This window comes from Paraburkholderia sp. BR10923 (assembly GCF_040948765.1).
Taxonomy (GTDB): Bacteria; Pseudomonadota; Gammaproteobacteria; order Burkholderiales; family Burkholderiaceae; genus Paraburkholderia; species Paraburkholderia youngii.
This window is the reverse complement of the sequence record NZ_JBFPKO010000010.1, coordinates 89,053-100,828: the sequence shown is the minus strand read 5'-3', so window position 1 is coordinate 100,828 and position 11,776 is coordinate 89,053. Positions and strand designations below refer to the sequence as shown.

Annotated in this window: 9 protein-coding genes and 1 pseudogene; 8 read left to right on the top strand and 2 right to left on the bottom strand. The window is 57.6% G+C overall.

The features are described from left to right. The first annotated feature begins 68 nt into the window (after positions 1–68). From dsr1 to AB3X94_RS20500, 3 genes are all read left to right on the top strand, one after another. Entirely contained in the window at positions 69–3,866 is a 3,798-nt protein-coding gene (gene dsr1, locus AB3X94_RS20510) for an anti-phage defense-associated sirtuin Dsr1 (protein ID WP_368612521.1), read from the top strand. Positions 3,867–4,504: 638 nt separating this feature from the next. Further along, complete coding sequence (locus AB3X94_RS20505; protein WP_152854082.1) at positions 4,505–4,741, top strand: hypothetical protein; 237 nt, start codon at positions 4,505–4,507, stop codon at positions 4,739–4,741. A gap of 269 nt (positions 4,742–5,010) precedes the next feature. Then, positions 5,011–5,715, top strand: a complete 705-nt coding sequence (locus AB3X94_RS20500; RefSeq protein ID WP_368612520.1) for a hypothetical protein — start codon at positions 5,011–5,013, stop codon at positions 5,713–5,715. Between the two features lie 164 nt (positions 5,716–5,879). On the opposite strand, the gene AB3X94_RS20495 is transcribed toward AB3X94_RS20500, so the two are convergent. After that, a complete protein-coding gene (locus AB3X94_RS20495) occupies positions 5,880–6,485 on the bottom strand; it encodes a hypothetical protein (RefSeq protein ID WP_368612519.1) in 606 nt (201 codons plus the stop codon). Positions 6,486–6,797: 312 nt separating this feature from the next. On the opposite strand from AB3X94_RS20495, the pseudogene AB3X94_RS20490 reads away from it, so the two are divergent. Beyond that, positions 6,798–7,073: pseudogene (locus AB3X94_RS20490) on the top strand (hypothetical protein); the annotation flags it as partial. A 394-nt stretch (positions 7,074–7,467) separates the two neighbouring features. On the opposite strand, the gene AB3X94_RS20485 reads toward AB3X94_RS20490, so the two are convergent. Beyond that, positions 7,468–7,809 carry a hypothetical protein gene (locus AB3X94_RS20485; RefSeq protein ID WP_368612518.1) on the bottom strand — a complete coding sequence of 114 codons (342 nt, stop codon included), beginning with the start codon at positions 7,807–7,809 and terminating at the stop codon, positions 7,468–7,470. A 48-nt stretch (positions 7,810–7,857) separates the two neighbouring features. Here AB3X94_RS20485 and AB3X94_RS20480 point away from each other — a divergent pair, with 48 nt between their 5' ends. Genes AB3X94_RS20480 through AB3X94_RS20465 form a run of 4 tightly spaced genes read left to right on the top strand, consistent with a single transcriptional unit; the run spans position 7,858 to position 11,774 of the window. Further along, positions 7,858–8,859: an ABC transporter substrate-binding protein gene (locus AB3X94_RS20480; protein ID WP_368612517.1), complete on the top strand. Its 1,002-nt coding sequence runs from the start codon at positions 7,858–7,860 to the stop codon at positions 8,857–8,859. 29 nt (positions 8,860–8,888) lie between these two features. Further along, entirely contained in the window at positions 8,889–9,914 is a 1,026-nt protein-coding gene (locus tag AB3X94_RS20475; protein WP_368612516.1) for an ABC transporter permease, read from the top strand. Beyond that, positions 9,908–10,696, top strand: a complete 789-nt coding sequence (locus tag AB3X94_RS20470; protein WP_368612515.1) for an ABC transporter ATP-binding protein — start codon at positions 9,908–9,910, stop codon at positions 10,694–10,696. The genes AB3X94_RS20475 and AB3X94_RS20470 overlap by 7 nt, the downstream gene beginning before the upstream one ends. Positions 10,697–10,739: 43 nt before the next feature. Then, positions 10,740–11,774 (top strand): ABC transporter substrate-binding protein, encoded by a 1,035-nt coding sequence (locus tag AB3X94_RS20465; protein WP_368612514.1) that lies wholly within the window; start codon positions 10,740–10,742, stop codon positions 11,772–11,774. The last annotated feature ends 2 nt before the right edge of the window (positions 11,775–11,776 follow it).

The window sequence follows — 11,776 nt, the reverse complement described above, 5'->3', positions numbered from 1 at the left end:
TCCCGGGAACGAGTGGCGGCTAGGCAACCAACGTAATCATAAATCAGTCATCTGAGAGACCACACAAAATGCAATTCGTAAAAAATGGACCTGCCGTACCTGAGACTCTGCTTCAGGCGCATGAAGAGGGGCGTGTCGTATTTTTTTGCGGTGCGGGGATTTCTTCTCCAGCCGGACTTCCCAGTTTTAAGAAGCTCGTGGACGACCTTTACGATGCCCTGTGCCCAGTTCAAAGCGACGTGCAAAAAGCGGCCATTGAAAGCAAGCAATACGATATTGCAGTCGGTCTGCTCGAGGAGGAGATCGGACGCAGAGAAACGGTTCGACGGGAGATGGTAAGAATCCTGACACCAGACCTGACGGCTCCAGATGCCTTGGCCACGCACGAGGCACTTCTGTATCTGGCGAAGACCAAGAAGGGGGCAACCCGCCTTATTACCACGAACTTCGACCGTCTTTTTGAGGAAGTCGTGGCGCGCGACGCGATGGCACTCGGACGGTACTGTGCCCCTTTGCTGCCTGTACCAAAGAATCGTTGGAATGGTGTCGTTTATCTGCATGGGCTCCTTAGCGAAATGCCGACACGCGACGAACTGGACCATCTGGTCGTTTCGAGCGGCGACTTCGGCATCGCTTATCTGACCGAGCGGTGGGCGGCACGCTTTGTGAGCGAGCTATTTCGCAATTACGTGGTCTGTTTCGTCGGTTATAGCTTAGGTGACCCCGTACTGCGATACATGACGGATGCTCTGGCTGCGGACCGCCTCCGTGGAGAAGCGAGTCCCGAGATGTTTGCGTTCGGTTCCTATACTGGCAGTCATGCATCTCATGACAAAGTTGCTCGAGAGTGGAAGGCGAAAAATGTGGTACCCGTTTTGTACAGGTGGACGAAAGACCACGCTCATTTGCACAAAACCATACGTGCTTGGGCAAAGACCTACAGCGCAGGCGCGCGCGGTAAAGGAAAGATAGTTCAAGACTGCATTCTGGCTGGCCCCCTAGCGAGTACCGTGGAAGACGACTTTGTCGGGCGGATGCTCTGGGCCATCAGTGAAGCCGATGGAACACCGGCGAAGCTCTTCGCGGAGCACGCCCCTGTTCCGACGTTGGATTGGCTACCTCACTTCTGCGAAGATAGGTTCGAGCATAAAGATTTGTCTAGATTTGGTGTAACCCCCGAATCGAATGTTGATTCGAAACTCCGTTTCAGCATAGCGAATCGCCCCATGCCGTACATCATGGCCCCACGGATGAGCATCGTCAGCGACGGGAGCAATCCCCGCCCGATGGATCACGTAATGTCTTATCTCTCTGAGTGGCTAGTACGCCATCTCGACAACCCGGAACTGCTGCTCTGGTTCGCCAGTCGAGGCGGCTACCTTACCGAGCAGTTCGCTCGGCAGCTTCGAAGTGCGCTGGAATATACCGCCAAACTGGTGGCTACTGCGACACGCGAAGAGCTTGAGCAATTCAAGAGCGACACGCCAAATGGAATCCCTCGGCCCGCAATGCGCACATTGTGGAATCTGCTTCTGCTTGGTCTCGTCGGTCGGTCCAATTTGAGTTCCCAGATTTACGACTGGATGAAGAACCTCGCGCGCGATGGCATGACAACCGCCTTGCGAATCGAATTTAAACAGTTCCTGACAGCGCGCGTAATTCTTCAGAAGCCGTTCAGGCTTCCGAGTGAAGTGCCGGAGGACGCAACGCTAGAGGAAGAGCTCAGATTCATTGTCAGGGCGGAAGTGGTGCTTACCGAAGACCATTTGCGCTCTACTTTGGGTGACATTCGAGATTCGGACGAGTGGAAGAACGCCCTCCCGAAATTGTTCAGTATCGCATGCGAGTCACTCCTAGAGGCGTTGGACTTAATGAGAGAGCTGGGCCAAGCGAATGAGCGCAGTGACCTCAGTATGTGGCACATGCCATCAATACTCGAGCACTGGCAGAACAGACACCACAACGAGTGGACCTTTCTCATAGAGTTGGTTCGTGACTCATGGTCAGCAATCTTCCAGAGCAATCCGGACCGCGCACGCGACCTCATGAACACTATGTGGCAGACATCGTATCCGACGTTCGTAAGACTCGCCCTCAACGCCGCGCGCGAGGAAGGCGAGCGGTCATTGGGGACTTGGGTAAATTGGCTTTTGGAAGACAATGCTTTTTGGCTCTGGTCGACTGAAACCCAACGCGAGGTAATGCGTCTTCTGGCAACCAGCGTGCGATGGCTGAACCCAAGAACTGCTGAGCTTCTGCAACAGGCTATCCTAGCTGGTCCTCCGAGACATATGTTTCAGGAAGATATAGAGGACGAGCGGTGGAACGAAATCGTGCACAGCAGCCAGTGGCTACGGCTTGCAAAATTCAAAACAGGAGATGGTGCGCTTACGCTCGACGCCGCAAACCTCCTTGCCGCGCTGGAAGCTGCGCATCCTCAATGGAAAATTGGCGACAAATTCGAGCGGGAGGAGTTCAGCCATTGGATGAGTGGTACCGGCGACCCAGATTATCATTATGAACCGCAGATTGACCTCGCCCCCCGAACGCGCGACTTATTAGTTCCTTGGCTTCAGAAAAAGCCCGAGGCCGGATTCTTCAAAGAAGATGACTGGAGAGAACTGTGCCGCACGAACTCACCAGTCGCAATTGTATCGTTGCTAGACCTTTCGGCGCGGAACATATGGCCTGTGCAGCGATGGACGGAGGCTTTGAACACCTGGAGCGGTGACAGTCTCGTTCGGCGCTCGTGGCGATGGCTCGCCGCGTGTGTCAGTTCAATGCCCGACGCTCAGGTTTTAGAGGTTATGCAGCCGGTGGGGTGGTGGTTACATGAAGTAGGTAAGCAGCTGGTGGTGCACGAGAAGACGTTCATTTCGTTATGCGAACGCGTGCTAAATTTGTCTGTCGACGAACGCTTCGACAGCACAGACGAAGCTGTTTTGGCGTCTATTAGTCATCCTGTGGGACAAGTCACTCAAGCGCTACTCAACTGGTGGTTCAGCAAGCCGTTGAACGACAACGACAGATTGCCTGCCGTGATTGCTCCGATTTTTACGCGTGTCTGCGATACGACAGCCGTTAGATTTCGCCATGGACGAACTTTGCTCGCATCAAATGTAGTTGCCCTCTTTCGGGTCGACCCGTCTTGGACGCAAGCAAACTTGTTTCCTCTATTTGACTGGCAGACCTCCGAGGAGGAAGCGTTCGCAGCATGGATGGGTTATCTGTGGTCCCCTCGACTCTACAAGCCTTTGCTTGTCGAATTGAAGAAACCGTTCCTTGACGCAGTTAAACATTACGCACGGTTCGGCGATGCGCGCGTAAATTATGCATCCATGCTTACGCTCGTTGCATTGGAAGCGACGGACCTATTCAGTCGGCCCGACTTGCAGAGGGCCGTACGAGCGCTGCCGATGGAAGGACTTGCGGCCTGTGCGCAGGCAGTGCATCGCGCGATGAAAGGTGCTGATGGGAGGCAGAGCGAATACTGGAGCATCGCAGTACGCCCGTTTCTGACAAGCGTGTGGCCAAAAAAGATAGCATTAGAAAGCGAACGACTAGCAGAGACTTTGGCACGAATAGCCGTGGCTGCTGATAAGGATTTTTCTGATGCTCTTGGCACGGTTGAACTGTGGCTCAAGCCGATTACCGTCCCGTATCAGTTACTTAAAGATATGAACGAGCTGAAGATTGGCCAGCGATTCCCGTTGCATGCCTTAAAGCTGCTAGTTATGGTAATCGACAGAAGCCGCTTTGCTCCGCCAGACCTGAAGAAAACACTAGAGCAGATTTTGTCGGGCGACGGAACTCTTTCATCTAATCTGGATTTCCAATCCCTCGAGGATTTTTGCGGACGACGATAGGTAGTTCGTGTCTATGCCTCTCAATAATTCACGTACCGGTCAGATCCGATTGCTGTGAGACCACGATCCTTGGTGGCCTGTGCGGAGTTCCAGCCACTTAGGGTTGTTAATCATGTCGGGCGAATATGGGCTCCCGTTTCGACCTTACGGGTTCGCAGTTGAATCCGGGTCATACGAATTGCTGCTGAGCGGGCCGTCACAGGCGCCCTGCCGGTCTTTATTTATACATCGCGAGGTGTAGGCGCAAGTCCGAGCGATCGCAATCCTGCAAAGCGAAAGCACCCCGACTGTAATGATGATCGGCAACATGGGTTACCCCCGATGACGCTGTTCTTCGAGGCGCTTTTCGTAATGCCTTACTCGATGTTAGTTCACATCATAGGACAAAAAGCAGCGCATTGAGGAACCGTGCGTCCGCTCTCAGCGGTGGAACTGCCGTTTGGATGTCCGTCCATACCCCGGAGCGGATGACTGGAGGGGCGAATCTTCCCAACCTTAAACTGGTCGTCTCGACCGGCCTTGCGAACGCGTGCCAGCGGCGAGACGAACATTAGCAGGTTAGCAAAAATAGCTTTAGCAAGTCCGGCGAGACAAAACCGAACATTAGCAGGACTAGTAACATTAGCGTTAGCAAACGCATGCAGGTAGAGGCGCTTGTCTTCGACGGCGCGCTATATGCCGACGGCCCGTTTTTGCCATGGCGACCGTCTTCGGCGCCTGAGCAGTTGAAGCAATGGCAGCGCGAATTGCTGGCCGTCGTCAACGAGCTGGCGAAGCTGGAGAACTGGGCAGACGATGCCTACGATGTCATCGCGCAGACTATCGAGCGGCAGCCTGCCAGCACGCTGCGATCGGACCCTTGCATACTAAATTAGCCGACGGCAGGTTGCTCGCGCCGAAGCCGCCACATGGGAGGCTTTCGCGCGGCGCGCATGGAGTTGCACTCGATGACGACGTCATCAGGGTGGAATATATATGCATACCCTCATTTCCGGAACTATGCTGATTGGGACCATGCTAGGCGCACATAGAGCTTCGTTAGCGGAGCGTTTCGAGAACTGCTTCCTGAACACGCATGTCAGGCGCGGAACGCAGGCGGGATCGCGTCTTGACGCGAGTCGGCTAGATCAACGGAGAGGTCGACATGAATACAATCGCAATGCTTGTGCCGAAAATCCCTGATGTCGGCTTCGTCGTCTCGGTCGTTGCGGCCATTGCGGCGCTGCTTGCATCCGGAGTTACGAGTTGGATCTCGTTCAGAAGGAAGGCTCCGGCGCTCGCTGACCCTAATGCGAACCTAGAGGAGCAGACGCGAACGGACGAGGTTAAGGAGGCACTCAAGCGAAATGAATCGATGGCTAGGTGGGCCGGCGGAACGAACGCTCTACTGGTGTTTGCGACGGTGGTGATAGGCGGCGTTCTAGCGACGTCGTTTGTGCAGCAAGCAATGGATCATTCGATGCTTAGCTTGCTCGGCGTAATCGTACTTCTATCGTCATTGATGCATCAGCAGTTTCGCCCCGATCTTAGACACCGCGGGGCTAGGCGGCGGGTTGCTGCATTGACCGTGTTGCTTTCGGAGGCTGAAGACGGTGTCTTTGAAATTCGACGAGGTGTCGCGGAGGCTCCTTCGGTAGAAGCGCTCCGCCGCTACGTCTCACGTCGTCTTGCTGAGTTCAATACTTCGGAAGTTGAGGAGCTTCCCGGCGAGAGACGGATCGAGAGAACACAAATGGAACGCCCTGCGGTGCTTCCACTTCCGTCGCCCCCGACGGGAGCAGATGCTACTGCAGAGTCTGGCTCCTCAGAGGACGCGAGTGTAGTGCCGCTGCAGAAGGCTCGTGAATAGAATCGGACTCCACGGTGTCACTCATGGCCCCCGGGTATTGTGAAATGCGGGTCCGCTGCAAGTCCACATCCCGCAAGCGGCGAAGGATGGTGGTGCGTGATGGTCGGCAATATCGCTCATGTCAAAACCGCGCCTAGCCTGATGAGGCGAGATCGAGTTTGTCCTCAAGGATTGGTTCGACGTAGGCTTAACTTGTCCAGAGTTGCCGTAAGCGTTAGGTAATCCGTCTGAGCTGCAGTCGCGGGAGAAATCACTACTTCTACCGGGTTCAAAGCTCCCGGTAGGAGTTCATTAACGACGTCGATTTCCTTTGACTGGATCGAAGCATTCCACTTTGTGCTATCGAAACTAGCATCACCCCATCGTGGCTTCTCCGCCCATTGAACCTTTAGCTTAGCGCCGTCGTAAGTAACCATGTTCGGATTCCCCACCATCAACCTGAGCTTATAGCCATCACCGTAAGGGGTGATGTTGTCGACGGAAACTAGCAGGTTCCCCAGATTGGTTTTAGCCACGCCATACGACTTTGATGCAGGGTCGAGCATAGCAGAGCTATCGTTTTCGACGTCATGCCAGAACTCGAGCGTACCGAGACGAGTTTGCAATTTATTCTGGATTTGCTGCATGAGTTGGAGCTGTTTGTTTAACTCCTCAACCTGCTGGTTAAGAGCCGCGATCTCAGGTCCAGTCTTATCTTCAATGGGCTTTTGAGAACAGCCGATGAGCAGCCCCCAAAGTATAGTAGCCAGCGCAATTTTCAATTTTTGCATGACACCTCCACGAAAGTCTCTTTGCTAGAGCGGCATACAGAGAATCGAAGAGTATCGTAAACATAGTATTGGTATACAGCACGACAGTGTTGTGGCTAAAACCGTTGATGTGCAGGGCTCTGACCCGCGGGCCGCGCCGGACACGTGTTCGATCAAGAGCGGGGACAACTAGATTGGCTGGCGATGGTTCGACAAAAATGGAGATTCGAATGACCGTTGTTCAGTTTTTCACAATCAAACAGGCGGGCGCCCCCATAGCCGCTGAACTGCATCCTTTTGACGAAGTGCAGCGCACGTCGGAAGCTGATCGGTGAGGTGATGCCGGTCGCAACGTTGGCCGCCGGCTCCACTGCTGGGGAAGCGGACCAGCTGCGCCGGCCATGATGGCGGCGTGGAGACGTAAGGCCTATCACGAGAAAATCGTCAACGGCATGCTCGAGCGCGGCTATGACCAGCAGTTCGCCGAGCAGATTTTCGCGCAGATACCAGGGCTTCGGGGAGTATGGCTTTCCGGAACGTCACGCGGCGAGCTTTGCCCTCGTTGTCTATGCGAGCGCGTGGCTCAAGTGCCACGAGCCGACAGTGTTCGAGTTAGGGCCAGTCCATCGATTTTCTAAGCGTCCGCGTATCAACGCGACACGAATTGCTTGGCCTTGGCTACTTTGCACCTCTTCTGAGGTCGGTTTTGGAGCCTAAAACGACAAGAATTGGTTGGAAAACAGCGACATTAATTGCTGAACTCCACAATGTTTGTTGTGTGGAAGAAACCACAAACCTTCCGTTTGGAAGCTATTCGGTGAATTTGTTGCCGTAAGTTGTAACACGCAAAGTTGACGGTAAATGAGGGCCCCGGCGCGCTGCGCTTCACCGTACAAATTCGGCTCGGTACGTCTTCCGAGTGCAGTTAAGCTGCTATACGGGCCGTTTCGCTCGGGCGACGCGGCGACGAGAACCCCGTCTGGTGAGCGGCTTCCATCCGCTTTCAGGAGCGGGCCGGTTGCCGCTCCGCGAACGCTTCTCTGCCATGCCTGACACTACGCAGTGCCTTGGACAGTTCACCAAGGCCCATCGGCGCGCTGATTGCCAATCTGCCGACCGGTCGCTGCGTTTGCCCGCGCACGTCGGCGATGGCATCAGCATATTCTTCGAGCACCTGCTTACTGCGCTCGTAAAAACGTCGGCCTTCAGGCCACAGTCGGACCGGGACGCGCAGTCGGTAGACGGTGAACGTCGATTGATTTCCACCAAGCCCGCATACCCCGAAGAAAATGCAAACGATAAATATTGAGTCGATATAAACATATCGAAATTGAATAATTCTCAAGGCGGACAGTCGTCGTTACGCTGTGCGTAATATGCACAGCGAGGACTTATGACCGCCTCTGTTCCAACGTCTTTATCAACGTCGGTGCATTCGCGCCGACGTGTGCTGCGTTCGCTTGCCGCCGCGCCGCTTGCAATGGCGAGTGCGTTGACAGGCGCACGTAACGCCCGTGCGGCAGACGATGTAACCATCGTGCTCGGCGATCAGGCGGGCGGCACGCGCGCGCTCGTCGAAGCGGCGAAGGTACTCGACGGTGCGCCCTACGCGTTCCGATGGGCCAACTTCCAGGGCGCCGCGCCGTTGTTCGAAGCGCAGCGCGCGGGCTCCGTCGATCTCGCGCCAGCGGGCGACCTGCCAGTGCTGGCGGCTGCCGTCGGCGACCCGACGCTGAAGATCGTGGCGACGCGCATCGGTTCGGGCGCTCAACTCGGCATTCTGGTGGCACCGAAATCGACCATCCGCACCATCGCGGATCTGAAAGGCCGCACGGTGTTCGTTTCGTCGGCACGCGGCAGCATTTCGCAGTTTCAGCTATACGGTGCACTCGCGGAAGCCGGACTCACGAAAGACGACGTGACGGTGCGCTTCATCCTACCCGTAGATGCATTTGCGGCCTTCGCATCCGGCGCGATCGAAGTGTGGGCGACCTTTGATCCGTACTACGGCATCGCTGTGCAACGTGGCGGCCGCATCCTACGCGACGGCTCGGGCATCAATAGCGGATTGGGCTTTATCACCGCTTCGGGCGCATCGCTGACTGATCCGCGCAAGCGTGCCGCTATCGCTGACGTGCTCGTTCGCTATCAACGTGCGGGCGACTGGGCGCTCGCGAATCCCGACGCCTACGCGCAAATCTACGCGACGCTCACACGCTCGCCGCTCGATGCCGCCAGGCAGATCACGCAGCGCGCGTCGCTCAAGCAGCATTTCGTCACCGACGCCGATATCGCAGCACTGCAAAAAGTCGCGGATCGTGCGCATCAGGATGCGATCCTGCCGCGCCGCATCGACGTGCGCGCGATCTCGGAGACGCATCTTGCCAGCGCATAAACCTGGATTGATCGACGGAGCACGATGACATGTCCACGCAAACACAAACGCTTGAGCTTGCTGGTGTCGCAGAAGAGGACAAGCGCGACGCACGCGAGCACGGCAAACGCCTGGTCGCGTTGGTGGCCGCGCTCGGCTGGCTCGGCGGCGCGGCCGTCACACGATGGTGGCCCGCGCTTGACGACTGGCCTTATACACGCGAGCTGTCGATTCTGAAGCTGCTGTTGGCGGCATTGTCGCTTGCCATAGGCATCGCGGGTTGGCGTACGAGCAAGACCCGAAGCGCGCGCGTCGAAGCATGGCTCAACGGTGCGCCGTGGCTGCTCGCGCTATCCATCGGATTGACCGCATGGGAAGTCGTCACCGCGCAACTCGAATGGCTGCCGCGGCCATTCTTTGCGCCGCCTCAAGCGTTGATCGCCGTTTTTGCCGACGACCTCCCACGCCTCGCAGCGAGCGTCGCACATTCGTTCGAATTGCTCGCATATGGCTACGTGCTGGGCGCGCTGACGGGTTTCGTGATCGGCGTGAGCATCGGCTGGTCGAAGGCAGTCGGCTACTGGCTGCATCCTGTGCTGCGGCTGATCGGTCCGCTGCCGGCTGCTGCCTGGCTGCCGCTTGCGTTCTTCTTCTTTCCGTCGAGTTTCAGCGCGAGCGTGTTCCTGATCGCGCTGGCGACGGCGTTTCCCGTTGCGGTGCTCACGTGGTCGGGCGTCGCGAGCGTCAATTCCGCGTTCTACGACGTGGCGCGCACGCTCGGCGCGAAGCCGTCGTTTCTGATCCTGCGCGTTGCGATTCCCGCTGCGTTGCCGCTTGTTTTCGTCGGGCTGTTCATGGGACTTGGTGCCTCGTTCGCCGTGTTGATCGTCGCGGAGATGATGGGCGTGAAAGCGGGACTCGGCTGGTATCTGCAATGGGCGCAGGGGTGGGCTGCCTATCCGAACATGTACGCCGCGCTGCTGGTGATGGCGTTGATGTGTTCCGGCCTGATCACCTTGCTGTTCCGCGTTCGTGACCGATTGCTCATCTGGCAAAAAGGAATGCTGAAATGGTAGCCGCTTCTTTGTCTCACACGTCTCACGCGAAGCAGGGCGCGCGCATCGACGTGCGCAACGTCACACATCGGTTTGCGCTGCGCGGTGAAGCGCTGCCCGTGCTCGACGACATCAGTCTGACAATCGAACCCGGCGAATTTGTCGCGCTGCTCGGACCGAGCGGTTGCGGGAAGTCCACCTTGCTGCGGCTCGTGGCGGGTCTCGATGCACCCGCGCAAGGCGTCATTCATGCGGACGGTGAAACCGTCACAGGACCCGATCCGTCGCGTGTGGTCGTGTTCCAGGACCCGACGCTGTTTCCGTGGCGTACGGTGCGGGACAACGTGGCGCTCGGTCCGCAGGCTCAGGGTGCGCGGCGCGATGCGGCAAAGCGTATCGATGCCGCGCTCGAACTCGTGGGCCTGTCGGCGTTCGCGAAAGCCTTTCCGCATCAGCTCTCGGGAGGGATGGCGCAGCGCGCGGCGCTCGCACGCGCTCTCGTCAACGATCCGCAACTTCTCGTGCTCGACGAACCGTTCGGCAAGCTCGACTCGTTGACGCGCATCCGGATGCAGGCCGAGTTGGTACGTCTCTGGCAGGCCGAAAACTTTTCGATGCTGCTCGTCACGCACGACGTCGAAGAAGCGCTGTATGTCGCGAACCGGGTGATCGTGCTGAGCGAACGCCCGGCGCGCATCGTCTCGCAAGTGCGCAACGACGCGCCGTATCCGCGCCATCGCGACGACCCCGATCTCGTCAGGTTGCGCCGCGAAGTGCTGGGGCTGCTCGGCCTCGACACCTGAGCGGCGCGTAACCAAAACACCATTACTTAGGGGAAATCACGCGATGAAGCATTCAGGCGACAACACACCATCGAACGCCGCGCGCCGCACCTGGCTGCGCAACACGGCATGGACAATGGGCGCTGCGGCGCTCGGCGGCGCGACGTTCGGACTGCCCGGCGTGCGCGCATCCGCCGACGAAGCATTGAAACCGCTCAAACTCTCATGGAATGCGGGCGCCATCTGCACGGCGCCCGTGCCCGTCGCCGTGCAGCAGGGGTTTTTCCGCAAGCATGGCTTGCAGGTCGAACTGATCAACTTCGCGGGTTCGACCGACCAGCTGCTCGAAGCGATCGCTACGGGGAAATCCGACGCGGGTGTCGGCATGGCGCTGCGCTGGATCAAGCCGTTGGAGCAGGGATTCGATGTCAAGCTGACGGCGGGCATCCACGGCGGCTGCATGCGCCTGCTCGCGACGCGCGCATCGGGCATCGTCGATCTGCAAGGGTTGAAGGGCCGCACTGTCGGCGTGAGCGACATGGCGAGCCCGGCAAAGAACTTCTTCGCGGTCTCGCTGAAGAAGATCGGCGTCGATCCCGACAACGACGTGCACTGGCGCCAGTATCCGGCGCCGCTGCTGGGTGAAGCGCTGAAGAAGGGTGAAGTGCACGCAATCGCCGATGGCGATCCGACCATCTGGACATTGCGCGAGGCCGATCATCTGCAGGAAGTGTCGAACAACCTGTGCGGCGAGTATGCGAACCGCGTGTGTTGTGTGCTGGGCGTTCGTGGCTCCCTCGTCCGCAAGGACCGCGCGACGGCTCAGGCGCTGACGCAGGCCTTGCTGGAAGCCACCGAATGGACCGCGAATCATCCCGCCGAGGCCGCGGCGATCTTCGCGCCGAATGCGCCTGGCGCGAACGTCGCGCAACTGACGGAGATGTTGAAGAGCCACACGGATCACCATCATCCCGTGGGCGATGCCTTCAAGAAAGAGATCTCGCTGTACGCCGACGATCTGAAATCCGTAGGCGTGTTGAATTCGGGGGCGAACTCGGACCGGTTTGCTACGCGGGTGTTTGCCGACGTATTGGCTTGATG

Bases quoted from the DNA above. Each gene is read 5' to 3' on its own strand.
- dsr1 (WP_368612521.1), top strand. From the start codon at position 69: ATGCAATTCGTAAAAAATGGACCTGCCGTACCTGAGACTCTGCTTCAG.
- AB3X94_RS20505 (WP_152854082.1), top strand. From the start codon at position 4,505: ATGCAGGTAGAGGCGCTTGTCTTCGACGGCGCGCTATATGCCGACGGC.
- AB3X94_RS20500 (WP_368612520.1), top strand. From the start codon at position 5,011: ATGAATACAATCGCAATGCTTGTGCCGAAAATCCCTGATGTCGGCTTC.
- AB3X94_RS20495 (WP_368612519.1), bottom strand. From the start codon at position 6,485: ATGCAAAAATTGAAAATTGCGCTGGCTACTATACTTTGGGGGCTGCTC.
- AB3X94_RS20480 (WP_368612517.1), top strand. From the start codon at position 7,858: ATGACCGCCTCTGTTCCAACGTCTTTATCAACGTCGGTGCATTCGCGC.
- AB3X94_RS20475 (WP_368612516.1), top strand. From the start codon at position 8,889: ATGTCCACGCAAACACAAACGCTTGAGCTTGCTGGTGTCGCAGAAGAG.
- AB3X94_RS20470 (WP_368612515.1), top strand. From the start codon at position 9,908: ATGGTAGCCGCTTCTTTGTCTCACACGTCTCACGCGAAGCAGGGCGCG.
- AB3X94_RS20465 (WP_368612514.1), top strand. From the start codon at position 10,740: ATGAAGCATTCAGGCGACAACACACCATCGAACGCCGCGCGCCGCACC.